General features: G+C 68.7%; 18 protein-coding genes and 2 pseudogenes. 8 read left to right on the top strand and 12 right to left on the bottom strand.

From position 1 onward, the window contains the following. Positions 1-197 precede the first annotated feature (197 nt). Positions 198-1,100: an aminoglycoside phosphotransferase family protein gene (locus OHT74_RS38395; protein ID WP_328622888.1), complete on the bottom strand. Its 903-nt coding sequence runs from the start codon at positions 1,098-1,100 to the stop codon at positions 198-200. 292 nt (positions 1,101-1,392) lie between these two features. Here OHT74_RS38395 and OHT74_RS38400 point away from each other — a divergent pair. Beyond that, positions 1,393-1,682: pseudogene (locus OHT74_RS38400) on the top strand (transposase); the annotation flags it as partial. A 561-nt stretch (positions 1,683-2,243) separates the two neighbouring features. On the opposite strand, the gene OHT74_RS38405 reads toward OHT74_RS38400, so the two are convergent. After that, positions 2,244-2,720 (bottom strand): Ig-like domain-containing protein, encoded by a 477-nt coding sequence (locus OHT74_RS38405; protein ID WP_328622889.1) that lies wholly within the window; start codon positions 2,718-2,720, stop codon positions 2,244-2,246. A gap of 356 nt (positions 2,721-3,076) precedes the next feature. Between OHT74_RS38405 and OHT74_RS38410 the strand changes: the two genes are divergently transcribed. Then, positions 3,077-3,514 (top strand): hypothetical protein, encoded by a 438-nt coding sequence (locus OHT74_RS38410; RefSeq protein ID WP_328622890.1) that lies wholly within the window; start codon positions 3,077-3,079, stop codon positions 3,512-3,514. 168 nt (positions 3,515-3,682) lie between these two features. Here the strand turns inward: OHT74_RS38410 and OHT74_RS38415 are convergent, their stop codons facing one another. The 5 genes from OHT74_RS38415 to OHT74_RS38435 all read right to left on the bottom strand — a co-directional run bounded on the left by OHT74_RS38415 (position 3,683) and on the right by OHT74_RS38435 (position 9,025). After that, positions 3,683-3,991 (bottom strand): SixA phosphatase family protein, encoded by a 309-nt coding sequence (locus OHT74_RS38415; RefSeq protein WP_328622891.1) that lies wholly within the window; start codon positions 3,989-3,991, stop codon positions 3,683-3,685. Positions 3,992-4,400: 409 nt separating this feature from the next. Next, on the bottom strand, positions 4,401-6,089 hold the full coding sequence (locus tag OHT74_RS38420) for an SWIM zinc finger family protein (protein ID WP_328622892.1): 1,689 nt from the start codon (positions 6,087-6,089) through the stop codon (positions 4,401-4,403). 94 nt (positions 6,090-6,183) lie between these two features. Next, positions 6,184-7,389 (bottom strand): cytochrome P450, encoded by a 1,206-nt coding sequence (locus tag OHT74_RS38425; protein WP_328622893.1) that lies wholly within the window; start codon positions 7,387-7,389, stop codon positions 6,184-6,186. Continuing rightward, positions 7,389-7,952, bottom strand: coding sequence for a cupin domain-containing protein (locus OHT74_RS38430; RefSeq protein ID WP_328622894.1), 564 nt, complete (start codon positions 7,950-7,952; stop codon positions 7,389-7,391). The genes OHT74_RS38425 and OHT74_RS38430 overlap by 1 nt, the downstream gene beginning before the upstream one ends. Positions 7,953-7,972: 20 nt before the next feature. Next, entirely contained in the window at positions 7,973-9,025 is a 1,053-nt protein-coding gene (locus tag OHT74_RS38435; RefSeq protein WP_328622895.1) for a type III polyketide synthase, read from the bottom strand. Between the two features lie 251 nt (positions 9,026-9,276). On the opposite strand from OHT74_RS38435, the gene OHT74_RS38440 reads away from it, so the two are divergent. The 5 genes from OHT74_RS38440 (at position 9,277) to OHT74_RS38460 (ending at position 16,603) form a co-directional block, all read left to right on the top strand. After that, a complete protein-coding gene (locus tag OHT74_RS38440) occupies positions 9,277-9,777 on the top strand; it encodes a MarR family winged helix-turn-helix transcriptional regulator (protein ID WP_328622896.1) in 501 nt (166 codons plus the stop codon). Next, entirely contained in the window at positions 9,768-11,024 is a 1,257-nt protein-coding gene (locus OHT74_RS38445; protein WP_328622897.1) for an MFS transporter, read from the top strand. Before OHT74_RS38440 ends, OHT74_RS38445 begins: the two co-directional genes overlap by 10 nt. A gap of 199 nt (positions 11,025-11,223) precedes the next feature. Then, positions 11,224-11,691, top strand: coding sequence for a CU044_2847 family protein (locus OHT74_RS38450; protein WP_328622898.1), 468 nt, complete (start codon positions 11,224-11,226; stop codon positions 11,689-11,691). Between the two features lie 135 nt (positions 11,692-11,826). Beyond that, positions 11,827-16,107 carry an nSTAND1 domain-containing NTPase gene (locus tag OHT74_RS38455; protein WP_328622899.1) on the top strand — a complete coding sequence of 1,427 codons (4,281 nt, stop codon included), beginning with the start codon at positions 11,827-11,829 and terminating at the stop codon, positions 16,105-16,107. A 133-nt stretch (positions 16,108-16,240) separates the two neighbouring features. Next, positions 16,241-16,603 carry a DUF6188 family protein gene (locus tag OHT74_RS38460; RefSeq protein WP_328622900.1) on the top strand — a complete coding sequence of 121 codons (363 nt, stop codon included), beginning with the start codon at positions 16,241-16,243 and terminating at the stop codon, positions 16,601-16,603. 244 nt (positions 16,604-16,847) lie between these two features. Here the strand turns inward: OHT74_RS38460 and OHT74_RS38465 are convergent, their stop codons facing one another. Next, positions 16,848-17,273, bottom strand: a complete 426-nt coding sequence (locus OHT74_RS38465) for a hypothetical protein (protein ID WP_328622901.1) — start codon at positions 17,271-17,273, stop codon at positions 16,848-16,850. Between the two features lie 2 nt (positions 17,274-17,275). Next, positions 17,276-17,581 (bottom strand): Ku protein, encoded by a 306-nt coding sequence (locus OHT74_RS38470; RefSeq protein WP_328622902.1) that lies wholly within the window; start codon positions 17,579-17,581, stop codon positions 17,276-17,278. A 1,775-nt stretch (positions 17,582-19,356) separates the two neighbouring features. Here OHT74_RS38470 and OHT74_RS38475 point away from each other — a divergent pair. Further along, positions 19,357-20,220 (top strand): helix-turn-helix domain-containing protein, encoded by an 864-nt coding sequence (locus OHT74_RS38475; protein ID WP_328622903.1) that lies wholly within the window; start codon positions 19,357-19,359, stop codon positions 20,218-20,220. Between the two features lie 238 nt (positions 20,221-20,458). Here the strand turns inward: OHT74_RS38475 and OHT74_RS38480 are convergent, their stop codons facing one another. The 3 genes and pseudogenes from OHT74_RS38480 to OHT74_RS38490 form a co-directional block, all read right to left on the bottom strand. Then, a complete protein-coding gene (locus OHT74_RS38480) occupies positions 20,459-22,252 on the bottom strand; it encodes an ice-binding family protein (protein WP_328622904.1) in 1,794 nt (597 codons plus the stop codon). Positions 22,253-23,141: 889 nt separating this feature from the next. Beyond that, positions 23,142-24,386 carry a PP2C family protein-serine/threonine phosphatase gene (locus OHT74_RS38485; RefSeq protein WP_328622905.1) on the bottom strand — a complete coding sequence of 415 codons (1,245 nt, stop codon included), beginning with the start codon at positions 24,384-24,386 and terminating at the stop codon, positions 23,142-23,144. A gap of 840 nt (positions 24,387-25,226) precedes the next feature. Next, positions 25,227-25,349, bottom strand: a pseudogene (locus OHT74_RS38490) (ATP-binding protein); the annotation flags it as partial. Positions 25,350-25,369: the final 20 nt, after the last annotated feature.

The raw sequence follows: 25,369 nt of genomic DNA on the forward strand, positions 1-25,369 counted from the left end.
ATGCCCCAACCGTTGACCTTGGCATTCCCGCACTGGTGCTTAGGCAGCAGAGGTGATCGCCCTCACGCGTTTCCGATTCCTACAGCAGGCGCCCGCAGAATCTGTTCGTCTCCATGGGGAGCGCTTCGTGAGCGACGCGAGAGCGACATCGCGACAGTTCTGACAGCGAGTACCGGGTGAGGGTCGTCACTCCGTGCCTACGTCAAACCGCCTCTCAGAACACGATCAAGGGCTGCGCGGCCTGCGGGTCCCCACGTCGGCTTGCCGCCAGGCAGGCCCCGGTCTCCGTTCTGGCCCATCAGCATGAGGAACAGGCTTTTCAAAGCTGCCAGCCCGCGGGCGCGCCGGATCGTCGCCTCGTCGGCATGCGCGTATGCGTCGAAGAAGCGTGAGGCGGCGCCTGCGGGAAGGATGACCCAGGCGGCCGCGAGGTCCCACGCCGGATCGCCGGCGAACATGTCACCGAAGTCGATCACGCCCGAGAGTGTCCCGTCGGAGACGACGACGTTCGCGGGATGGAGGTCGCCATGCACCCACAGAGGCGGGCCCTCCCACTCGGGCGCCGCGACGGCGTCGTCCCAGACGGATCGAACGTCGTCGGCGATGCCGCCGGGGACGACGGCGTGGAAGAAGTAGTCGAAGCCGTCGGTGCACTTCTTGGGGTGGTCGCCGCGGTCCGAGCTGATCGGCGCGTCTTCGGGCGCCTCCACGTGGAGCGCGGTGAGGAAGGCTGCCAGAGTGTCGGCCGCGTGGTCGCCGCGGCTGATGGAGGTATGGTCCAGCGGCTTGCCGGGGACCCACGTCATGATGGTCCAGGGCTTCGGGAAGCGCGCGGACGGTTCACCGATCCGTACGGGGTTGGGGACCGGGAGCGGCAGGCGCGGAGCCAGTACGGGCAGCCACCGGCTCTCCTTGCGCTGGAGGTCCGGGGCACGTTCTGTACGCGGCATGCGCACGGCCAACTCGTCCCCAAGGCGCCACTGCTGGTTGTCCCACCCGCCCACTACTTCGCGGATGGCCAGCCCTGCAAGGTCCGGATGCTGCTGCAGCAGCAGGTCATGGACCAGGTCTGCCGTGATCTCGATCTCGAGGTCGGTCATACGAAGCCACAGTACTGACGCAGGCGCAGGCGCCGACTCAGGCTCCGCTCGTGAACCGCGACTGACTGGCTGCCTGAGCCGGTAGCAGACGGTGGTACCTCGACGACAATGGCCTCATAACCAGCACTCCGGGCGACGGGCTGGGCATGTGACGGCTGTGCCGATGTCCGGGGCATCTTCCCGGCGTGGCTCCGGTCGAGAGAATCGCTTCGTCTCATCCACTCCCCCTAGCTTGGGCCAATCGGTCGATGACGGCCGGAGAGCCCCTAAGGGGATGAAGGAGTGGCAAATGGAAGCCCTCCGCCAGGCCCGCGCCGACCAGGACACCCAGACCTGGAAGGAGCGATACAAGACCCGCGCCGGAGTCGAAGGCACCATCACCCAGGCCGCCCAGCGCTGCGGTCTGCGCAGATCCCGCTGCCGCGGTCTCGCGAAGACCAGCCTCCAGCACCAGCTGACCGGCGCCGCGATCAACCTCGCCCGCCTCGACGCACACTCACCGACACACGCGGGGCCCGCACCCGCACCAGCCACCTCGCAGCACTTTGCCCCGCCGAGCCAATGCTCGACGGGGCGAAGTAGACCCCCGAATCAACCAACGGCATCCCATCGGGGGAGGAGGCGGGGGCTTCCCGTGCGTGGTGCGGCCAGGCCCAGTCTTGGTGCCGGGCCTGGTGCCCGGGCCTAGGTCGTGTCGTCAAAGTCCCTCCCCCAGCTACCGCTGGGAGGTGCCCCCAGGCTGGCGGAGCCTGGCACGCACGCTCGCCGCGTTGTCGTCGGTCACCGACGTCCCCCAGCTACCGCTGGGAGGTGCCCCCACCGCGTCGCTTCCCTCCTCCGCCTTGCGATCGCACGCACCAGCCCCCGCCAGCCCCCGCCCTTTCGGGCGGCCGACGCCACTTTGACGACACTCCCTAGGGCTTGGACGCGGCCGCGGGGCTGACCTTGCCGGCGGCCTCCTTCGCGGCCTTGTCCTCCTTGCCGTGCGGGCGCTCGTTGTTCAGGGTCAGCTTCTCGATGTCCGTGAAGTCGACGGTGGTCCTGGTGTGCGTCGTCTCCGGGTAGGAGACCAGGGCCGAGCCGGTGCCGGGCTCTTGGACCGGCTCTCGTGCAGCTCTGCCTTCGGCGACCCGCCCCGCAGGATCAGCTCGTCTCCCTTGGACTTGTCGACGCCGGTTGGCGGTCCGCCGTGCACGGACAGCTGGGCGCTGACCGGGTTGTCGACGGTGATGTCCACCCGGTCCTGGCCGCCGCGGGCCAGCACGCCGATCCGCTCCGCCTCGGAGTGGTGACCGCGAGGGTCGGCGACGGCTGGCTCACGTTGCCGGCGAGGTCCTCCAGGCGTACGGCGAATCCGTACGTGCCGTCGCGCAGCGCGGCGCTGACGACCTCGTAGTCGCCCTCCGAGGTCACGGTGTCCTTGCCGACCACGGCCGGCCCCGACCCGCCCTTCACCGGGGTGGCCAGCAGCCGCACCAGCGCGTTCGGCTCGACGCCCGAGCCCTGGAAGGCGGGCGTGTCGATGGTGGTGATGTTGTCGATGTCGTTGCCGCCGGTGTCGCTCGACGACAGCAGGTCGGGCGCTTCGCCGGGAGTGGCCGGCGGTGTCGTGTCCGTCACCGGGTTCCTGAAGATGGTCGTGCGGCCGGCCGGCCGGCCTGCAGCGGCAGTACTGCCGGCACCGCCAGCCGCACGATGAACTCCAGGTCGGGGTGTTCTCGCATACTCGGGGCCGCACGGCCAGACCTTGATCGACCGGGCTACTGGCCCTCGCTGCTTCCCGCCCCGCCCGGTGTGGGGCGGGAAGACGTGCGGAGCGGCTCCGTATCGAGGCGGCAGGTTGGATGTGGCAGGGCAACTCGGGTGAATCTTCGACCGTGCCATCGCCAGGTCACGTTTTCGGGTGAGGCGTACTTCTACGCTCCGCATGGGTGTCAGCCGACCGGCATTCACAACGCGGAAGAATGGAATCCCTCATGCGTCTTCGTACCACAGCCGTCGCCCTCGCCGGAGCCCTCGCGCTCACTCTCCCCGCCGGCGCTCAGGCGTTCGCCGACGATGGGCAGGCCTTCAACTATGTCTTCCTCAAGGACGGAGAGCGCCAGCTCGCGCAGATCAGCGACGTGACCGAGGGCAAGTGCCACAAGTTGGCGGTCACTGACGGCGCAGTCCAGGAGATCGCCAACGACACCGACATGGTCGCCCTGCTCTTCGACAACGCCACATGCAGCGGTGAGCCGGTTGTCGCTGCCGGCCCGGGTGAGAAGGCCGGCGACATCACGGCTGTCGCCGTGGCCTTCGAGCAGGGCGAGCACGCCGAGCAGGGCGAGCACGCCGACGGGGCGGTCATGCCCGGCAGCGACGCGGATGAGGATGAAGACCTCTTCGACAAGGCCTTCTCCGCCGTGGGCTGACGCCGCCCGTAGTGCCGGCCCGGAACCCATGGGGTTCCGGGCCGGACGCGCAACGAGTGCTGTGACGGCATGCCGACGGCCGACCCGCCTACCCGACAGCGCCAGTCCGCCAAGGAGATCGGGCACGACCAGAGGCACACCAAGGCCTCGGGCCCCAGGCGGCCGGGATCACACGGTTCCACACCGCACCCGAACGCTCAGTCGCCGGGCGCCCAGAACGGTGAGGCGGTCCTCGTAGACGGTCGGCGGGGGCGCGGTCAGCTCCGGCAGCATCAGCTGCCACGTCTGACGGGTACGCCGCGCCGGAGAACACACGGCAAGGTCGATCCCGACCCAGGATTGCGCGAGTCGGCACCCGACCTGCTGGGCGTCATGGCGCCCCCGGTCGGCCAGCTCGCGGTCGAAGTCGTCCGTGACGTGCTTGGGTACCGCCTCGGCGTGCCGGACCACCACGATCCGGCGCTCCTTCTGCGTCATGTCCCTACCTCCTGGGAAGCGTCACGCGCCGCCCTGGCGGGGACCGCGACCTGATCACTCGGTGGCGGGCCGCTCGGGCGTGCACGCGCCCTCTGCCGGTGCGTGTGGGCCGGACCGTGCGGTGCCGGACCCTGACGTCGCGGGCGATGCGGCGGCCGAGTATCCAACCCCATCGCCCGGAAGCGTTACGGGCACTGCCGACGGCGCCGACGTCGGCCGGATCCAGCCGAGGGTGTCACCGGGCTTCCGCATCGCCGTATGCGCCTTTCTCCCGCGCGAGGCGCCTGCCCGGCATCGGCGGTCCCATACAAGGCTCGGCCACCGATGAAGGGTTTTCTGCCATGGGTGACGCGCGGTGGAAGCCGACGCGAGAGGTGGGCCAGGGCTCAGACACGGAGCCCGGCACCGCTCACAGTCCGTGCTGGTCAAGCGTCGCCGTCAGCTTCCGCTTGCGCTTCTGGTCGGCGCGCAGGGCGGCCAGATAGGTGGCGAACTCGGATTCGGTGCCCAGCGTGCGGTGGCAGGCGCGGGCGCTGAGCAGCAGTTCCGCCATGCGTTCGTACGTGCGGTCACCGGTCTCCTTGCGCAGTGGCTCGATCCAGCGCAGGTAGACGGTCAGCGCGTCGGCCGGTTGCCTGTCGCGGATCCGGTCGGCCAGGACCAGCCACTGCTGCTGGTCCGCGTACCCGTCGGCGGCGGCCTGCCAGGCGGCCTCGAGGTCGGCGTCGTCCATGAGCGCGTCGACCAGCACCGAGCCGCCGTACCGACGGCCCTTCATCGGCCGGTCGGAGGCCTTCAGTACCTCCAGGGCGCCCGCGCGCTCAGTGCCCTCCCAGCTCCCGGCCGTGCGGGCCGCGGTACGAAGATGCCGGTAGGCGGCAAGGGAGGGACGGGCCCGCAGCACATCCCGGCGGATCGTGACCACATCCACCAAGCGGCCGGCCCGTGCGTAGCGATCACAGACGAAGGCGACCAGCTCGTCATCCGGCCCCCGGTCGGACTCGGCCTCCCGCAGCCCGCGTTCCGCCCACTCAAAGGCCTCGGCCGTACGGCCCGCCCCCTCCAGCTCCCGGGCGATCACCAGGTGGGTGTGGCCGTTCGGGGCGAGGTCCGCCGCGTGGACGGCGACCAGCGCGTCCACGCTTCCACCGTCCGCCTTCAGGAGCCGCTCCATCAGGTACTTCTCGGTCCACGCCTTGGGGTTGATCCGCCAGGCGGCCACCACCATTTCGCGTGCCCGGGTCATGCCCGGCTCACCCAGGGCCTCCCGGTAGTCGAAGAGGTCGATGTCCGTGATGTCGTTCTCTTCATCCAGCAGGTGGTGCACCAGCCACTCGGCGGTCTCCACCGGGTCGGGGCGGGCGGACAGGCAGGCCTCCAGATGGGCCTCGGCCAGGCCGGTGGCGACGTCCCTGATCAGGCCGTCCGAGTCGTCTATCTCCCCGTATGTACGGCCCAGAGCCCGGAGGGCCTCGCGGGCCACCTCCACCGCGTCGGCGGCCCGCCCGCCAGCCGTCAGCGCCCGTAGGGCGGTGACCGCCTCCGCCGCCTGCTGCCCGTAGGCGCGGGCGTCGGCGTACTCGACGTAGCCGTAGCGGGCGAAGGAACAGGTGTCGAGGAGGCCCAGGATGCGCTCCCGGACGATGGCGGTGTCCTCCCCAGCGGTGGCCGCGCGCAGCTCGAGTCGGCGGCGCAGGCCACGGTCGCCGGCGAGCTGTTCCCTTACCAGAGCGGCCAGTTCCTCGCGGGTGCGGGACTCCAGCCAGTCGTCCAGCAGGCGGGTGCGCGAGGCGGCGGGCGACCGCTGCTGCGGCACCGATTCGGCCTGTCCCAGGACGGCCAGGCCCACCGCCACGCAGTGCTTGCAGAAGTTGCCCTCCTGCCCGTACGGACAGTCGCACCAGCCGCTGAGTCGGCCTTCCTCGTCCTCGGTCAGCTCGACCTCGTACGCGTCGCTGCCGTCCACGGTTGCGGTGATCGTCTCGTCCCCGATCTCCAGCCGGGACACCGCCGACACATAGCAGACCCCGCGCTCGAAGGAGCGCGCCCCCGCCAGCCGGCGCAGGTCTTCCTCGGTGAAACCCAGAGCATGCGTCACGGCATCCATTCAACCGGACGAGAACTCTCAGTACTGGACGTTGAGGACAACACCATCCGTGCATCGCCCGGGTCGCAAGGGGCGCCGGCCGGGTTCACCACGTGACCGGTAGGGCTACGGGTCCTCGGATGAGGACGTCCTTCTGCCACACGACTTCGCCGGGATCGATGGCAAGGTGCAGGCCGGGGAGGCGTGTGATCAGGGTGGTCAGGAGAAGTTCGGCCTCCATGCGGGCCAGCAATGGTGCCAGGCAGTGGTGGGGGCCGTAGCCGAACGCGAGGTGGGGCGGGCCTTTGCGGTCGATGTCGATCCGGTGCGGCGCGGGGTAGCACCGCTCGTCCCAGTTCGCTGCCACGTAGGAGACATAGACGGCTTCGCCGCGGCGGATGAGGACGCCGCCCACCTCGACGTCCTCGGTGGCGATGCGGGCTTGTCCCACGCCGTGTTTGTGCGGGATCCAGCGTAGTAGCTCCTCCACGGCCGCCGGTACGGCTTGCGGGTCGGACCGGAGCCGGCTCATCAGGCTGTCGTGGGTAAGCAGGAGGTAGACCATGTTGGAGGTGTGGTTGCGTACCGCGTGCCAGCCGTTGATTCCCATCAGCGTGGCCAGGGCGAGGAGTTCTTCTTCCTCGATCCTGCCGCTCTCGACTGCGGCTCCCAGTTCGCTGATGAGGTCGTCCTGCGGCCGGCGCCGGCGTTCGCGGGCCAATTCGCGGAAGGCGGCGCGGACTTCTTCCTTGGCCTGCCGGGCGCGCTCGACGCCCGCTTCGTCTTTCGCCCGGGTCAAGATGGTGTCCGCCCACGTGCGCAGGCACGGCCGGTCGCCCTCCGGGACACCCAGCAGAGCTCCGATGACATGCATGGGGAAGGGGGAGGTCACGTGCTGGACCAGGTCGGCGGGGGGTCCGGATGCGACCATGGCGTCGATGTGCTCGTCGAGTACGGCTTGGATGCGGGGGCGCAGGGCTGCCATGCCGAAGCGGTTGAACGCCGAGGAGACCACAGAGCGGATGCGGGTGTGGTCGGGCGGGTCGACGAAGCTGACCGCGCGGTCCAGCGGGACGAGGTATCTGTTCATGCTGGGCAGCGGTCGGCCGACGATGTCGCGACTGAACCGGGGGTCGGAGGTGACGAAGCGGACGGCGTCGTGCCGTGTCGCCAGCCAGCACTCGCCGGGGGCTCCGTGCGGCAGCCGGATCCGGATGACCGGTGCGGCCTGCGCGGCCTCGCGCAGAAACGGGTCGAAGTCGAGCGCAGCCAAGTCCGACGCCTCGTACAAGGGGGCGGTTGTGTCGTGCATTACGGGTGCCTCGTCGGCGGGTCATGGCGCAGCGGCGTGAGCTGCTCGACGTCGTAGCGGCGGCGCAGCGCCGCGATGGCACCGTGGTCCACGGGCCCGTCGGCGGACAGGATGTCCAGGAGTTCCTCGAAATAGCGTTCGTGGTCCGGGGGCGGGGAAGACTGGAAGAACATCCGGGCCGGGACTTCGCCGAGGTTGGCGAAGGCGTGCGGGCAGCCGGGCGGGACCACGATGACCGTGCCGGGAGTGGCGCGGACCACACGTTCCCCGGTCGGGGACCGCCATCCCTGCCAACCGTCCGGGGTGCGCACGCGCGGCTCGAAGGCGAGGACATCGAGTTCGCCCTCAAGGACGTAGAACAGTTCCTCGCTGCGCGCGTGGACGTGCGCGCCGACGTCGAAGCCCGGTGGCACGAGCACCTCGAAACTCGATGCGATGCGCGACTGCGCGCCGGTCACCTTGAACGTCACGTGCTGGGCGGCGGCACGAAGAGTACGGCCTTCGCCGGGCGGCACGATCAGACCGCTGTCCGGTGGGGCGGCGGTGTGGGAGTACCCGGTCATCGGCTTTCCTTCCGTAAGGGTCATGGCGTACGGCTCCAGCGGCCCAGCGCCATCTCGGCCGTGATGCCCGGGCCGAACCCGGCCAGGAGGCCGCGCGCCTGGTCGGCGGCGCCACCCTCGTCGAACAGCCGGCGTAGCGCGTCCAGTACGACGGCGCTCGCGATGTTCCCGTACTCGGTGAGCGTGGCCCGGCTGTGACGGAACGCCTCCGGCTTGACGTGGAGGAAGGTGCCCAGGTCCTCGAGGATCCGCGGCCCACCGGCATGCACGATGTAGAAGTCGAGGTCCGAGGCGTCCCAGCCGTGCCCGTCGGCGAGGCTGCGCAGCGCGGGGGCGAGCGGCTCCATGGTGCCCGGCACGCGCTTGTCCAGCAGGAAGTGGAAGCCGGTGGCCCGTACGTCGTACGCGATCCAGTCCTCCGTCCCCGGAAGGAGGTAGGAGCCGTTGCGCTCCAGGCTGATGCCGTGACCACCCGTTCCGCGGACGACCGCGGCGGCCACGCCGTCACCGAACAGACCGTTGGACAGCAGCGATCCGATGCCGATGTCGGTGGGCTGGTAGCACAGTGAGCAGAACTCGCATGCCACGATCAGGGCGTTCGCCCCCGGATAGGCCGTGCAGAAGTCGTGCGCCCGGTTGATCGCAGCCCCACCCGCCGCGCAGCCCAGTTGAGCGATCGGCAACTGCCTTGTGCTGGAGGGGAATCCCATCGTGTTGATGAGCCAGGCCGTGAGCGAAGGCATCATGAAGCCGGTGCAGGACACGTAGATGATCACGTCGATCTCCGTGGCCCGCAGCTCGCCGTCCTCCAGCGCGCGCCTAACGACCAGCGGTACGCGGGCCTTCGCCTCGGCCGCATACAGCCTGTTGCGCTCCTCGAAGCCCGGGTGCGCGAGCGTCTCACCGATCGGCTGCACGAGGTGCCGGGTTCGCACCCCGGTGTTCTCGATCAGGCGTAATGCGAGGCCGAGTTGGGGATGGCCGGCATGCCGAGAGCGCGCGAGCTCGAGCGTCTCCTCCATGGTGATGACGTACTCCGGAACCGACACGGCCGGCCGACACAAGGTCGCCATGCAACACCCCTACCCCACTGGCACGAGAGTGCCTCCGTTGACCCGGACGCGTCCTTAACGATCACGATCCGCCCAGGTCACCCATTCGTGCCCCTGGGGTCGTATAAGCAGGCCGAGGGAGGCGGCCCGGTCGAATCCCCAGCCGATGCCGTGGGGACGCGCTGGCGGCTGGGCGGCCCGGTCCGGCCGCGGGCAACGGCCACTGAGCCAGAAGTGACAGTGCTTATATAAGTGCTGTTACGGTGAGGTGCATGGCCGACACCCGCGCGCTCGACCCGACGCAGCAGAGCCTCTGGCGGCCCCTGCGTCTGCTGCAGGCGTCCATGGACGCCGACATCGCCGAGGTCTATTCCAGCCAGCGGATAGAAGGGCTCAAGCCCAGCTTCGTCATGGAGTTGCTCCGGCTCCACGCTCGCGGACCCATGACCATCGCAGAACTGGCCGAGTCCGTGCAGCTCACGCATTCGGCACTCAGCCAGAAGGTCGCCGCGATGCGGAAGGCCGGCTGGGTCCAGACCGTCGTGGGCGACGACGCGCGCACCAGGAAGGTGACGCTCACCGGCAAGGCCCGCCGCATCGTCGGTTGCCTGGCGGCGGAATGGCGGGCCACCGAGGCCGCCATCGCCGACCTGGAGGCCGACATTCCCTACCCGCTCTCCCGGGTGGTCACCGATGTCGAAGCGGCCCTGGAGCGGAAGAGCTTCCGCGACCGGATCGCCGAGAAGCTGGCGGAGGATCCCGCATGGGGCTGAAGGGCACGCTCATCGACGTGGCTCCGTTACGGACGTCGCCACCGTTCCGGCGGCTGTGGACCGGCCAGACCCTGTCGGGTTTCGGCAGCCAGATGACACTCATCGCCGTCATGTTCCAGGTCTGGCAGATGACGAAGAGCCCTGCCTGGACGGGTGCCGTCGGACTGGCCCAGGCCGTTCCGCTCATCGCGCTCGGACTGTTCGCCGGATCGCTGGTCGACCGGGTGGACCGGCGGAAGTTCTATCTGCTCATGACCAGCGGACAAGCCGTGTGTTCGCTCCTCCTCGCACTCCAGGGCTTCTTCGGGCACGTCCCCGCCGCCGGCGTGCTGGGGCTCGTCGCGCTTCAGTCGTGCTTCGTCGCGGGCAGTGGCCCGACCTCGCGCACCTTCATCCCGCACCTTCTCCCCAAGCAGCAGCTGGCCGTGGGACTTGCGTTGAGCCGGATCGCCTTCCAGGGCGCCATGCTGCTCGGCCCGGTGCTCGGCGGACTGGTCGTGGGCGGGCTGGGAGTCGGGGCTTGCTACCTGATCGATGCCCTCACGTTCGTCGCCGCGTTCTACGGTGCTTTCGGCCTGCCGAAGATGGAACCCGGAGACGAGCCGGCGCGGCCCGGCCTGCGGGGGGCGCTGGACGGCCTCGTCTTCCTGGGGCGAACCCCCATCATCCGCGGGGCCCTGCTCACAGACCTGGCCGCCACCGTGCTGTCGATGCCCATCAGCCTGTTCCCCTTGATCAACGCAGAACGGTTCGGCGGAAACCCGCGCACCTTCGGACTGTTCCTCACGGCGATCGCTGTCGGGGGTGTCGCGGCGTCGCTCTTCTCCGGAACCTTCACCCGGTTCCCGCGTCCCGGGCTGGTGATGCTCGGCGGTTCCGCCACATGGGGCGCGGCGTTGGCGCTGTTCGGCGCGTCATCCAACCGGTGGGCCGGACTGGCCTTCCTCGTCGTGGCCGGCGCCGCCGACACCGTCTCCGTGGTCTCGCGGAGCACCGTCGTCCAGATGAACACGCCCCGCGATCTGCTCGGCCGCGTCAGCGCGGCCGAGCAGATCGTGGGGCAAGCCGGGCCCGACATCGGCAATATGCGAGGAGGCCTCGTGGCGGACGCCTCGTCCGGAGCGGCAGCCCTCATCAGCGGCGGCCTGCTCTGCCTCGGTGCCGTGGCCTGGGTGGGCGCCACGACGGCAGACCTGCGCAGTTCCTCAGCTTCCGCCTCCGTCCGTACGGCGTCGGCCAGTTCATGAGCCGGGGCCGGGGCCGGCCGCCGGCTTGCGAGATCGGAGGGGCAACTGCCAGGGCGCGCCGAGCCGTGCGGTGCCGTATTGCGTCGTGCTCCTGTTCGTGACTGCCTTTCGGCTTGATGGGGTCCGGCGTCCGGAAGCGCCGCCTCCACCCAGTCCGACTCGGGTGGGGCTTCACCGCTTGTACCTTCGAATGTCATGAGTGAGTAACTGGAACGCGAAGCGGGCCGAGCCGACGACCTCCACCGGCGAACCGTGCGCGGGATTCGTTATGCTTTCCAGCTTCCGAGTGCTGGAGGACGCAGTGAGTGAACGCCCGGTCCACACGGTTGAGGTACCCCTCCGTGACGGTGGCGAAGAGACAATACGGGTGCAGATCCGCGAAGTGGACGAATCCCTGGTGCGGGTGGGTCGCGGTGGCCGTTCCGTGGCGCGGGCCCAGAGATCGTTCGGCGAGATGCTGGACACTGTACGGCCCGTCGCGGAGAGCTTCGTCGGACGGTTCCGGGGACTGGCCAACGCGCCTGATGAGATCACTCTGGAGTTCGGGGTGTCGCTCTCGGCCGAGGCCGATGTGGTCATCGCGAGCACCGCCACTGCGGCGAACTTCTCTGTGACCCTCACATGGAACAGGAGAGACGATCCTGAGACAACGGTCAACAATTCGTGAGAAGTTGAGCCGGTGGGGATTGTTGGGCCGTGGGGAAACGGAGGCCATGTGACGAGAGCGGAGCCGGAGCCGCAGGAGCCCGACGAGGCGCTGGTCTCGTCGGTCGTTCGGATCAAGGGACAGAACGGTGAACCCGTGGGCGCGGGCTTCCTCCTGGCACCAGACGTCGTGCTGACCTGCGCCCATGTGCTGGCGTACGCCTCGGGGGAGGAACACGGCACGGCGAAGGTGGCGGCCGGGACCCCGGTCACGCTGGACATGCCGCTGGACGCGGACCTGGCGGGGCGGTCTTGGACCGCCGAGGTCGAGCACTTCGTCGAAGAAAAAGATGACGGCACCGGGGACGTCGCGGTCCTGCGCGTACGGGGCGCCATACCGGGCGGCCGTCCGCTGGCCCTGGCCGAGCCCGCGACCGCCTGGGACAAGAGAGTCGGCATCGTCGGATTCACGGGACGACGGCCGGGTGGATCCTGGTACTGGGGAGTCCTCGGCGGGCCGACGGAGGAGGGCTGGCGACAGCTCTCTCGGACCGGTAAGACCAGGCCCTACATCGAGGAGGGCTTCAGCGGCAGCCCTGTCTGGGATTCCCGCGGCCGTGCGGTCGTAGGCCTCGTCGCAGTGACCCAGCGGGGGCCCAACGAGGCCCAACAGACGTTCGTGATCCGCGCGAGCACGGTACTGAGGCTCATCCCCGACCTCGAGAAGATCGTGGAACCGCCGTCGCCCTTCCGGAGCCTCAAGACCTTTCAAGAGTGCGACGTGGACGTCTACTTCGGCCGTGAGGACGACAAGGCGAAGGTGACCAGAGCCCTGCTGGGCGGGCGCCCGAGCGTCACCGTGTACGGGCCGTCGGGCTCGGGCAAGTCGTCGCTCGCGCTGGCCGGTGTGGTGCCCCAGATGCGTGAGAAGGGGTACGACGTCCTGGTGGTGGACGCCGGGGCAGTCTCCTCGCCGCTGGCCGCGCTCGCCACCGAGCTGTACGAGGCCTACGGCACTGGGCGGCACGGGGCGGGGAACGCCGGTGAAGTACAGGAGTGGCTCACGGAGTTGGGGCTCGTGGACACCCTCCATCGCCTGTGTGGGAAGTCGGGCGGCAAGCTCCTCGTCGTACTCGACCAGGCCGAAGCACTGCTCGCCGGCAAGGACACCGAGGTCGCCCAAGCGGTCGATGTGCTCTTCCCGGAGAACCGGCCGGTCGGCGCGCCCAGCGTCCTGGTCACACTCCGGGCCGACTTCATCGACGCCGCCCTCAGACACCCGAGCCTCGGTCCCGCGCTGCATCGCGGAGACACCCTGCCGCTGACGCCGATGTCCCGCAAGCAGCTCACGGATGTGATCACCAAGCCGCTGAATGACCTCCCGGGCGTCGCTGTGACCTACGAACCAGGGCTCGTCGAACGGATCCTGGACGATGCCGGCAGCGAAGCGGGGACGCTGCCGCTCCTCGGCTTCGTCCTGGAAAAGTTATGGGAGGGCAAGGAAGGCGGCCGACTCCGGACGGCGACGTATGAGGAGGCTGGCGGTGTCTCCGGCGCGCTGGCAGGCCATGCCACGCAGGCCTGGGACCAGTGCGTCACAGACGAGGAGAAACAGAAGGACGGCGAGGCGAGTCGGCTGCTCACCGGGCTCGTCCGGGTGCTGCCCGGCAGCCCTCATCCGCTACGCCGCAGGCTCACCCGGCAGGAGGCGGGCGACAAGCGATGGGACATCGCGATCCGGCTCGCCGGCTCCGAGCGCCGACTGCTCGTCGTCCATGGCGGGCAGGGAGAACCGGAGTCCGTTGAACTGGCCCATGAAGCGCTGGTCACCGAATGGCCGGCCCTCCAGGAGCAGGTGCGGTCCGACAGCGAGTTCCTGGCGGCGCGGTGGGAACTCGCCCATGAGCGTGAGCGATGGGCCGACGGGGACAAGGCGGCCGGGCTGTTACCTGGGGGGCTCCAACTAGCCGCTCTGGAACGGCACTTGAAAAACCGGGAGGACGAACTCGACGCGGACGAACGGAATTTCCTCGAACTCACGCGGCAGCGCCGCCGGGCGCGACGGAACCGGCTGCGCGCCGCGTGGATCGCGACCGCCGTGGTGCTCGCGGTGATGGCCGGGCTCGGTACGTTCCTCGTATACCAGGGGAAGGTCAGCGAACGGCGGGACTCGGAGGCACGCTCCCGGGCGATGGCCGTCCTCGCGGGCCAGTTGGACAGGAGTGATCCGGGACAGGCCGCACTCGTCGCCATGGCGGCGTACGAGATCGCGCCGACGCAGGAGGCCCGCAACGCCGTGCTGCGCGGATACGACCGGTTCACGCGGGCCGACTGGGTGCTCAGCGGCACCGAGGGGAAGATCGTCGATACGGCGATGAGCAACGACGGCACAGTGACGCTTGTGACGACCCAGCTCGGGCGGCCGTCACTGTTCGTCCGAGGAGCCGGGAAGAGCATCATGAGTACGCGGCTTCGTCTCAATGAGATGGCCTTCCGCCCCATGGTCAGCAGGGACGGGCGGCGGATCGCCTATACGTCGGGAGCGGGCGCGCTGGTATGGCACGACCTCGATCCGGAGGCGGACAGCACGGCGGAACTGCTGGGGCCGGCACACACGATCCGCGACGGCGAGTTCAAGGAAAGGGCTGAGGAACAGGGGCACAGCAGCGATCAGGTCCACACCGCCGACTTCTCTCCCGACGCCCGGCGAGTGGTCACGGTGACAGGCGACGGGCGGCTGCGGCTGTGGGACCTGGAGACGGGACGGCATGAGGAACTTCCCTCAGGGCTGCCCGCGTTCGAGGCCGTGTGGTTCGGATCCGACGGCGACACGCTTGTGGGCCAGCGGCGCAACGCCGACAAATACGCGTACGTGGCTGTGAACACCGGTACGGGCAGGATTCGCGAGTTGGCTACCGATGTGGGGACCTTCAGTCCCACCGACGGTGTGTACAGCGCCCCCGCGGTCAGTCTCTCGGGCGACGGCGGGGCGCTGGCCTGGTGCCGGCAGGAGGCCGGCAAGGACGGCCTCAGGAACGGTGTCTACCGTTTCATACGCGTGAGTGACGGGCGGGAGCTGAACCGCTACAACAGCGATTCGCACGGCTGCAACGGTGTCTCTCTGAACGAGTCGGGGCAGCGTTTCGCGGTGTACGGCGGTGAGTGGGTGCTTGGTGACAATGGACAAAGCGGCGGAGAGAAGAAGGCGATGGGGTCGAAGCCTGCCAACTTCGGTAACAGACTTCTCGGGGATTCGGTCCATCCCGTAGTCACCACCTGGGACGAGACAACGGTGACGGGGTTGTCCCTGCAACCGATCAGCGACAGTGAGTACAACATGGTCGCCAGCAACCCGGTGCTGATCGACGAAGGTCGTATCCAGGTGGCCCAGGTGACCCGGACCAGGGGCTCCTCCGGCCTGACCGCTGAAAAGCTCGTGCTCTACGACGTGGTGACCGACAAGGTGACGACCGAGGTGGAGCGGCCCACGACGGATGCGCCCACGGACCCGGATCCCGCCAACGTGCTGGCGGTGAACGAGGCCGAGACTCTGGTAGCCGACGTGGTGGGACGCAACAAGATCCTCATCCGGAGCCTTCCGTCCTTGCACGAGGTCGCGGAGATCACCACGCTCATGCCCCCTGTCCGTAAGGACGGGAAGGCGGAGCCGCTGTCGCTGTTCTTCGCGAGAGAAAACGAACTGATCACGCAGTCCGGCAGTCGGATCGAGCGATGGAACACCAGGGATGGCCGACGGCTCTCAGAACCCGTGGACGCGCGTGACCTCGGGCTCACCAAGGAGAACCCACCGCTGTACACCTCGGAGGAGAAGCCCCTTGACTCCGGCTTCGCAGTGAACAGGCGCCCCGAGCCGGGATACGTACAGATCATGGTCCGGGGTAACCCGGCACTGCACGCCGTCGATTTACGCACAGGCAAGGAGGACAAGGCGCTGGGTGTCAGCCTCGGGCCGGACAACGACCGCGCATTTCTCGACAGCAGTGGGCGTTATGCGGCCGCGAAGACGAAGGGGGCCATGCTGGAGCTGTGGTCGGTGCGGCCGGGGCGAGAGGCCCACAGAGTGGTGGGTCCGCTAGGGCCAGTGGGAGCGAACGACGTGTCCTGGGGGGATGGGTTCCGGTTCGGCTTCACCGGGCACGGGACCGAGTTCTTCGTGGCCAACGGGAACTCCGTGCGTTTCCAGCGGGCGGACGACCCCAGCCACTTCGACTCCTACGACTTCGCGGAGGAACAGCACTTCGTCGCCGCGAGCAGGGACGGCAAGACGTTGGTACGGGTCGTCCACGGCCGCGGGGACCTGATTCGCCTCGATCCCGACCTGTGGAAACGCCACCTGTGCGACGTCGTCGGCCGTGACCTAACCCAGGACGAACGCGGTGGGATGCCCGGCGGACTCCCGGACCGGATCTGCCCCTGAACACGGGCGACGAGTGGGAAGCCGGCTTCTGCGGAACGTCCAGAGGCAGTGAGCATCGACGGCTCAGCAGAGGGTGATGCCGAGGAGAGCAAAATTCCTTGGTGCCTGTGACGGAGTGGACCATGGTGTGGTGATGAGCACTGAGGTGGAACCGATCGAGCACGAAGACCGGTGGGTCCTGAACCTCCGAGGCCTGAGTGTCGTCAGGATCAGCATCGACTTTCGGCTGACCCTCGTCCTGGATGCGGGGTGGGAAGTCGTGCTGGAAGCACCGGCTCGGCTCTCGACAGGGTCAATCCACACCGGTCCTGGCCTGCCTCTGACGCCGGAGTCTCAGGACGTGGCTCCGGCTCTTCCATTGTTCGGGACGAAGGTCCTGTCCGCGGTTGTGTTCAAGTCCGGCGTCCTGCGGATGGTGTTCGATAACGGCATGCATCTGACGTCTTCGGCCGACGCATCATTCGAAGCCTGGCAGGTCACACAGCCACGAGGATAGCGTTTCATCTCGTTGCCCGGCGGAGACCTTGCCGTTTGGTCCCGCTTCGGAATGAGCGAGAATCCGCAAGGTCAAGCTGCGAAGCGCTGAGAATCTGCCACCTACGTTGCGGGACGGGACAGTCGGCCGTGAGCTACGACCATCCCAGCGCGGAGCGGCGCCAACAGGAGCTGGAATCTGCCGGCGCGACGGAAATGGAGATCTTCAGCGTCAAGCCCGGTGAGTAGGACCGGAGGGAAAGGTCTCAGGCCTTGCGGCGGGTGAGGGCGTCGGCGAGCTGGTCGTGGGTCATGGTGGAGCGGCCGGGGATGCCGACTGCGGCCGCTTTCTCGTACAGTTCGGTCTTCGTCAGCGACATCAGCGCCTGGCCTCCGGATGCCGTGCCGGTCCGCTTCTTCGGCGCCGGCTTCTTGTGTCCGCGGGCGGCCTTGGTCGAGCCGGTGGCCGCCTTCTCGCAGGTGTCCTTGGGGCTTTTTTGCCTTCCCGACGCTGGCGCGCAGGGCTTCCATGAGGTCGACGGCGCCGGTCGGCTTGCTGCGGGCTCGGCCTTCTCCACGGTCTCCCCGGCCGCCTTGGCCTTGACGAGGGCTTCGACCTTCTCGCGGAACGTATCGTGGAAGGCTTCGGGGTCCCAGTCGATGGCGAGGGCGTCGATCAGCTGCATGGCCATCTTCACCTCCGCCGCGGTCGGCTCGGCCTTCTGCGGCAGGTCGGGAACCTCGGCGTGGGGGTCCCGGATCTCGTCGCCCAGTGCAGCATGTGCAAGGTGAGCAGGCCTTCGGCTTCCTCGGCCTTCAGCGCGACCAGGTATTCGCGCCCCCGCATGACGAACGTGGCGATGCCGGCCTTGTTCGCCTCGGCCAGCGCCCGCTCGAGCAGGGCGTACACCTTGCCGTACTGGGCACCCTTCGGCCCGGCGTAGTAGGTCTTGTCGAAGAACATCGGGTCGACGGTGTCGAGGTCGACGAAACCGGCCATCTCGACCTTTGAGGGACGTACGGTCAGATGTGTCAATGCAGCGGGTCAACCACAAGAGCCGCACTGAGCTCGCGAATGTCGCTCTGGCAAGATTTTCGTAGCCGGAGATCGTCCCGATGCGGGCAGTCGCCCGGTTTGCGGGGTGGGCAGCCCTTGAGTGTGTTCTGTTGAACTGTCAAAGTTGTTACCGCACTTGGACGGGTTACTGGTGTTCTCGGCTGATACTTCCGGTCCAGTCGTGGTGATCGAGGCTCGTACCCGCTCCCGTGTTCCAGCGGGAGGCAGCGGGTGCGGTGTCCTGATCGACTGGGCCCACGGCCGCTATGTCCGGCACCTCGCCGATGCGGCGCTCGGCGGCCGGCCAGTCCGGATCGACTTGTCCGTGCGCTGTCTGTACGGCGAGAACCCGTCCTGCCCGAAGGTGACCTTCGCCGAACAGATGCCTGGGCTGACTGTCCGCTGCCAGCGGGGAACGCCGCTGCTGCAGCACCTGGTCGAGTCGGTCGGGTGTTGTGCTGGCGGGCCGGGGCGGGGCCCGGATGCTGCGGGTCCTGAACGTCAGGCTCTCGCGGTGCACCGTGCTCGCCCAGCTGATGCGGGTGCGGCTGCCGCCGCTGGTCACACCCCGGGTGCTGGAGGGTGGATGACTTCGCGCTCTACGGCGACACCTACGGCACCCTTCTGGTCGAGGCCACCACCCGCCTCCCGCTCACGCTCTGGGAGGGCCGGGACGCCGAACAGCTCAGCCGGTAGCTCCGCGCGCATCCCGGAGTCGAGATCGCCTGCCGCGACGACTCACTCACATACCGGCAGGGCCTGGCCGACGGCGCCCCGACGCCGTCCAGGTCAGCGACCGTTTTCACCTGTGGCAGGGCATGTCCCGGCGCGCTCAGGAAGTCGCCGCCGCCACCGCGGCTGCGTGCCGGCCGACCACTTCCCTGCCTCCGAACCGGCCGGTCCGGAGGGTCTGCTTCGCGAAGTCGGTGTCTGTTCTGCGCCGGTCGTGGACGGCCTCCGGCCGGATACCCGCGGCCAGGGCCGCCTACCGGAGCACACCATGGGCGGCGAGGTGCTCGTAGAAGGCGGTCCAATGCGCTTCGGTGGCGGCGCCGGCGGGTTCTGGGGTGCTGCGGGTGGCGTTGTGGCCTGGTCCGCGGCAGCCGTGAAGCCTGGGCTTGCTTCGCTTCGACGGACATCTGAGATCGGAGGCGTCGCGGTATTCGCCATCTCCCACGGCCCGGTCACCGTTGACGCCGACGCCACCGTGCAGTCGCGGCAAGCTGGCGGACGTAGATCGCTTCCAGAGCGCCGATCCTGTGCCCTTCCGCATCGACGGTGATACAGCGACCCCGGCACATTCACACGCCGGGGCCGCCCTTCCGGGTCGCCGCACGTGAGAGTGCAGTGACCCACTTGCCATGGTATGCCGCTGGCGCATCCCCGGCATCAGGGGCTTTTCGCGCGATACGAGCCGGGCGGTCGGCATGGTCCAGACTGCCCAAAGGTGGGTCTGGGGGCGATCCCCTCCGAGCAGGCATATTACGCAGAGCGCAATCTGTCATTCGCGTGGACAGAAAAGCAACATAAGGATATTTCGATTCTAATTATTCGAACCATAAAATATGGCCAGTCGGGTGAGAATTAATGCAACCCGAGGCCGCCATTCGCCCGGCGATAATCGTCGTGCGCAACACGTCGCCAAAGCGGATCCAGCCGACCCGGTCGTGACAATCTGCTCGCCTGTGTAAGGTTATTCGAGCGGAGGTGCGCGTCCTGTGAGCGCTACTGTCAATCCCACCGTCAGCAGGCGCCGACTGGGGTCGGAGCTACGCCGGCTCCGTGAGATCAGCGGTATGACGACACAGCAGGTGACGGAGCGCCTGCTGATTTCCCAGCCCAAGATCAGCCTGCTGGAGAACGGCCGCCGCGTCATCAAGCCGCGCGATGTGCGCGATCTCTGCGGGCTGTACGGAGTTCAGGATCAGCAGAGGGTTGACCATCTGATGCAGCTGGCCAGGGAATCGGGTCAGCAGGGCTGGTGGAACTCTTACGGCGACATCCCGTACGGCGACTACATCGGTCTGGAGGCCGAGGCGGCCGCGATCCGGCTCTACGAGCCGCTGGTGATCCCCGGCCTGCTGCAGACCCCAGCCTATGCCCGGGCGGTCATTGCAGGAACGATCCCTCATGTCACCCCCGAACAGGCCGCCGCACGCCTCAAGGTGCGGCTACGGCGCCAGGACCGGCTGGGAGCCCCGCGGAACCCGCTGCGCTTATGGGCCGTACTGGACGAATCGGCGTTGCGGCGCGTCGTGGGCAGCCGCGAGGTCATGCGCAAGCAGCTGGACCATCTGACCCACCTCGGTACCCAGCCGCACATCACCATGCAGGTTCTCCCACACGGCGTGGGTGCGCACCCGGGTGTCTCAGGGCAGTTCTCGCTGCTCGAGTTCGCCGACGCCACCGATGCGAGCGTGGTGTATCTGGAAAGGTTCACCAGCGACCTCTATCTGGAGAAACGTTCCGACGTGCGGCTCTACGGCGCTATGTATGCGCACTTGCAAGCTCAGGCGCTGAGCCCGGACAGTACCCGGCCTTTCATCGACGAAGCCATGAAGGCGTACGCAGGCCAGGGATGACGTGAGGGCCGATCTCGGAGCTGATCACTCGCGAGCGCCACTGAGCCCCTGGACGATGTGTCCAGGGGCTCAGCCGCCGAACGGCGGACGGGACGTCCTGCGTGCTTGACCGAGCTTCAGCCCCTGCCGCCGACCCGTACGCAGCAGTCGGTGACGGGAGTGCGGAGCGCTGGCCGATCCGGCCGAGTGCTCGAGACCCGAAGGGTCAGGGGCGTGACGCGGTCAAGTCTGCGATGGGCTAGTCCTGTCGGGTTGTTGTACCTCGCCGGATTCTCTTCATGGTGAAGAGGACCGAGCCTCCGACGAATGCCAGCGCTGCTGCAGAGGCGGCCATGATGCCGGTCCCGCTGCTTGAGCCGGCCCCCGCCGGCTGCTGGCCGGTGGCGGCGCTCACGTGGGCGAAGTTGACGCTCTTGGCCGCGTGGCGGGGACCCTCGGCGCCGGGATCACCGTCTTGGCTGTTCGGCAGGAAGTCGGCCCACGGCGGCTTGCCCTCGTCGTGGTCGTCCTGACCGTTCCCGTTCTCGCCCTTGTCGTGGTCGCCGTCCTCGTCCTTGTCGTGGTCGTCGCGGCCGTTTTCGCCCTTGTCCTTGTCCTTGTCCTTGTCCTTGTCGTGGTGGCCGTTCCCGCCCTTGTCCTTGTCCTTGTCCTTGTCCTTGTCCTTGTCGTGGCCGTGGTGCCCCTTCTCGCCCTTGTCACCCTTGTCACCGCGAGGCCCCTTGGGGCCTACGGGCCCGGTGGGTCCGACAGGTCCTGCGGGTCCGGTCGGGCCGGGTGCGCCGGGGGATCCGGGAGCACCGGGGGCGCCGGGGCTGCCCGTCGGGCCGGGTTCACCGGGGGCGCCGGGGGCGCCGGGGGCGCCGGGGCTGCCGGTCGGGCCGGGTGCACCGGGGGATCCGGGAGCGCCGGGAGCGCCGGGAGCGCCGGGGCTGCCGGTCGGGCCGGGTGCACCGGGGGCGCCAGGGGCGCCGGGTTCACCGGGAGCGCCGGGGGCGCCGGGGCTGCCCGTGGGGCCGGGTGCGCCAGGGGCGCCGGGGGCGCCGGGTTCACCGGGAGCGCCGGGGGCACCGGGGCTGCCGGTCGGGCCGGGTGCACCGGGGGCGCCGGGAGCGCCGGGGGCGCCGGGTTCACCGGGAGCGCCGGGGGCACCGGGGCTGCCGGTCGGGCCGGGTGCACCGGGGGCACCGGGAGCGCCGGGAGCGCCGGGGCTGCCGGTCGGGCCGGGTGCACCGGGGGCACCGGGGGCGCCGGGGGCGCCGGGGCTGCCGGTCGGGCCGGGTGCACCGGGAGCGCCGGGGGCGCCGGTCGGGCCGGGGGCACCGGTCGGGCCCGGAGCACCCGTCGGGCCGGGGCTGCCGGTCGGGCCGGGGCTGCCGGTCGGGCCGGGAGGACCGCTCGGACCGGGAGGGCCAACGGCGCAGGTCGGCCTCGTAATGGTGTTGTTGTCCATCGTGACCGCGGCCTCACGCGCCAAGGCGCGGCCTTCGATCACGGCGCTGTTGTTCAGCGTGATGGACTGCATGGCCAGGATGGTGCCCTTGAACTGGGTGGTCGTGCCGAGGGTGGCGGAGCTGCCCACCTGCCAGAACACGTTGCAGGCATTTGCTCCGTTGATGAAGGCCACGGAACTCGACGAAGCCGTGGTCAGGGTCGAGGGGATCCGGAAGATGAAGACGGAGTTGGGGTCGCCCTCGCCGTCGAGGGTGACCGTCCCGGTGAGTTGCAGGGACGGCGGGGACGCCGGGGCCGTGTAGACGCCAGGCGCCAGCGTCAGTCCGCCGATCTCGTCCGAAGCGAGAATGGTCCCGGGCCCCCGGCCTGCCGCGTCGTCGTAGGCGACGACGAGGTCGGACTTCGCCTGAGCGGCGGCGGCGTTGGGGGCTACGCGCGTCACTCCGTTGACGATGCCGGGCGGGAAGCCGGTCACTGATGTGCCCGGATAGAGGCCCACGTCGCCGTTGATGACGGTGGGGTTCGTGTTGGTGACCGTCGAACCGGCCAGGACCCCGTAACTGGCGGTGGTCCCCAGCAATACAGGGGCTTCTGCGGCGTGGGCGAGTGTCGGGACCAGGGCCGCCGACGCCAGGAGCGCTGCGGGGAGCAGGACAAAGGCTCCCCGTTTGAGCAGATTGCGTTGAGGGCTTGCGTCGGGTGGAGCCGACCGGATGACATCCAATGCCATAACAGGACCTTCCTTGTTGCTTCGATCCTCAGTCCTCCCGAAGGAGGATTCCGAGCGCCCGCGACGATGACTGCTCAGGGCCGCAAGCTCCCTACCTGCGCCGGCGCGCAGGCTCACCCTGAGCGGGGGGACCCGCAGAACGACTCCCTGCCAGGGTGGTGATGCGCCGTCACCCGGCAGTATTCACGCATATTTCACAGCAATAGACCACAAATCGGAAAAAAGGGGCTGCATGAGTGACGCAGCGTCAGGGGGGCGGATGTGTCGCACGCCCGTGCGAATCGGTTGCGTGGTCACAGTGGGGAGCACGCGCGGACAGGCTGGATCTGATCCGCTTGACGTGCGAGATCGGCGGCTCAGGTCCCGAGGCCGCCGACCCGGCGGACGCGACGGGGTGGCAGGCGGTGAAGGCGAGGCGCCGGCCGCGCTGCGATCAGAAGGCCGTGCACTTCGCAGTCGCCGAGGCCAGGCGTCAGCTACTGCCGCACCGCTGAACCGGCGGGCGACCGAGGGCGACCACGGCCCGCGGGGCCAAGTCCGCGTCGAACCGGCCTGCGATGCCCGAGGGGTCGGCAAGGATGCCCATGACGATCACCGCCGACTCTCGGGAGGGGACACTCGTGGCAGACGTCTGGGCTACGGCCGCAGCATGCAGGGGGGTCGAAGCGGCCAGTCGGTCCCCGCCGACCGTCTGCGCGGGCGGTGCTGTCCCGTTCGGATTCGGTTGACGTCGAGGCGTTCACTCAAGAACCGCGAGGTGATCGGCGGCGCCCCCGCGCCATTCGATCATGAAGAGGGTGGCGTCGTCGCTGGTGTGCCCGCCCCGTTCGCTCTTGAGCGTGTGGGAGAGCCGGCGAAGATCCGCCCGCATCCCCTGTGACGGCTCTTCTCCCAGGCGGTTGACGCAGCGGATGAGGCGTTCCTCGCCGAACAGGTCCCCGCCGGCGACGTGCTCTTCGATGATGCCGTCGGTGTAGCACAGCACGCGGTCGCCTTGCTGGAGCGTGTGCTCTCTGATCCGGGGCTCCTCGCCGCCGAATCCGACGGGCAGCGTCGTCGCGCTCTCCAGCTGCCGCACGACCTTGCCGTCGCGGATCAGCAGCGGCGCGGGGTGGCCCGCGTTGACCAGCTCCAGCTCACCGGTGGCGACGTTCAGGTGCATCAGCTGGGCGGTGACGAAGTGGTCGGGACCGAACTGCCCGGAGATGGCGTCGTCCATGTACGTGTACTTCTCGGCCAGGCTGACGAACACGCGCCGGGCATGCCGGTAGGCGCCGATGGCGATGGTCGCCATCGCGGCGGCGTCCAGGCCGTGGCCCATCGCGTCGATCACGGCCATGTGCAGGATGTTGTCGTTGAGGGCGTAGTCGAAGCTGTCTCCGGCGACGCTGTAGGCGGGCTCCAGGATGCCGGCCACCGCTACCTGCGGCACTGTCATCGTCAGCGGCGGCAGCAGGCTCCACTGGATCTCCGCGGACACGCTCATCGGCTCCCGGCGCCGGGCCAGGAAGAACTGGTCGGTGTAGGCGTTCTTGGTGACCAGCAGGTCGGCGACCAGGCCGGCGAGCCGGCGCAGCAGGCGCCGGTCGTCCTCGCCGACATCGTCCAGGGTGAGGGCCATCACGCCCACCGTGTCGCTGCCGTCCAGCAGCGGCAGGTACATCCGCACGCCGCCACGGGCCAGCGGCACCTCGATGACCTCCCCGCGCAGGAATGCCCGGCCAGCAGGGGAGTCGATCACCGGCTCGGGCTGACTGACGTGCAGTTTCCTGCCCGGCAGCGGCACCAGCAGCTCCTGCGCGTAGTCCTGGAGCAAGATGGAGACGTCACGGCCTCCGACCCTGCCTACCTCCTCCGCGATCAGCGGGGCGATCAGTTGCGGCGGCAATTGCCGTGCCCGATCCAGCAACAGGCCGAGAAGCCGCTCACCGAAACCCTCCGACCGGTCCACGCTTTCCTCGTCCACGACCCGGTTCGCCCTCATTCCTACCCATCAACGCCGGTCACCGCCTCGGCACAAAGTGACCTGGGAAGCCGCCGGAGCAGCTCATTGCGCCATGCGTGGCATGTCGGCCCACACTGACCGCGGGGAGAGTCCTGGTCCTGGCACCTCTAGCCGTAGTGGATGACCAAGCACCTGGAACGAGGGAGGGCTGCCCATCGGTCAGCCGATTCCTCCGGTGTCGGCGTACTCATCAATGTGGCTCTGGCAAGATTTTCGTAGCCGGAGATCACCTCGGGGACACGGTCGGCCGGTCCACAGGGCGGGCAGCCTGTGACGGTGCTCTGTTGAACTAGCAGTCTCTTACCGCAGTTGTCTGATGTGCTGGTGATCTCGGTCGAGGTCTCTGATGCCGTGGTGACGGTCCGAGCCCGCACGAGATCCGGCGAACCAGCGGGACGTACGGGATGCAGCCGGCTCGGCATTTGGTGTCACAGCCGCTACGTACGGCGCCTCGCTGGTGTTCCTTTCGGAGATCGGCCTCTGCGCATCGACTGGTCCGTGCGCCGCCTGTACTGCGAAAACCCGGGTTGCCCGAGAGGTGGTGGCGGGGCGGTGGTAACCGATCCGGCAGCGTGTGGACCAGGAGCCAGCGGGCCGTAGTCGTTCACCGCTCGCGCGAGCGACGACGAGGTTGCTGTCCTCGAAGCTGACCCGATCGCCAACTGCCAAGAACAATGGGCTGTCCAGCTCGAGGGCGTATCCGTCATCGGTTTCGAGTTCGTTCACGAGCACCAAGCGCGAGGCGGCTGTGGTCCCATCGACGATCAGACGCATGACCGGATGATCCCACGCGGCCGCAGCCGCCGCGAAGGAGATCACTCAGGCGACGTCGGCGTCCCCGTCGATGGCGGCGAGTCGGTTCCTCAGCCGGTAGCTGGGCCCGTTGATCGGAGCGACGTTGCAGTGGTGGAGGAGCCGGTCGAGGATCGCAGTGGCGAGGACTGGAGCGAACAGTGATCTGT

Source organism: Streptomyces sp. NBC_00354 (genome assembly GCF_036106915.1).
In the GTDB taxonomy this organism is placed as follows: domain Bacteria; phylum Actinomycetota; class Actinomycetes; order Streptomycetales; family Streptomycetaceae; genus Streptomyces.

Excerpts from the sequence above, each read along its gene's own strand:
- OHT74_RS38415 (WP_328622891.1), bottom strand. The coding sequence starts at position 3,991 with ATGACGCAGAAGGAGCGCCGGATCGTGGTGGTCCGGCACGCCGAGGCG.
- OHT74_RS38410 (WP_328622890.1), top strand. The coding sequence starts at position 3,077 with ATGCGTCTTCGTACCACAGCCGTCGCCCTCGCCGGAGCCCTCGCGCTC.
- OHT74_RS38425 (WP_328622893.1), bottom strand. The coding sequence starts at position 7,389 with ATGCACGACACAACCGCCCCCTTGTACGAGGCGTCGGACTTGGCTGCG.
- OHT74_RS38465 (WP_328622901.1), bottom strand. The coding sequence starts at position 17,273 with ATGGCCATGCAGCTGATCGACGCCCTCGCCATCGACTGGGACCCCGAA.
- OHT74_RS38460 (WP_328622900.1), top strand. The coding sequence starts at position 16,241 with ATGAGCACTGAGGTGGAACCGATCGAGCACGAAGACCGGTGGGTCCTG.
- OHT74_RS38445 (WP_328622897.1), top strand. The coding sequence starts at position 9,768 with ATGGGGCTGAAGGGCACGCTCATCGACGTGGCTCCGTTACGGACGTCG.
- OHT74_RS38430 (WP_328622894.1), bottom strand. The coding sequence starts at position 7,952 with ATGACCGGGTACTCCCACACCGCCGCCCCACCGGACAGCGGTCTGATC.
- OHT74_RS38395 (WP_328622888.1), bottom strand. The coding sequence starts at position 1,100 with ATGACCGACCTCGAGATCGAGATCACGGCAGACCTGGTCCATGACCTG.
- OHT74_RS38470 (WP_328622902.1), bottom strand. The coding sequence starts at position 17,581 with ATGGCCGGTTTCGTCGACCTCGACACCGTCGACCCGATGTTCTTCGAC.
- OHT74_RS38485 (WP_328622905.1), bottom strand. The coding sequence starts at position 24,386 with ATGAGGGCGAACCGGGTCGTGGACGAGGAAAGCGTGGACCGGTCGGAG.
- OHT74_RS38440 (WP_328622896.1), top strand. The coding sequence starts at position 9,277 with ATGGCCGACACCCGCGCGCTCGACCCGACGCAGCAGAGCCTCTGGCGG.
- OHT74_RS38435 (WP_328622895.1), bottom strand. The coding sequence starts at position 9,025 with ATGGCGACCTTGTGTCGGCCGGCCGTGTCGGTTCCGGAGTACGTCATC.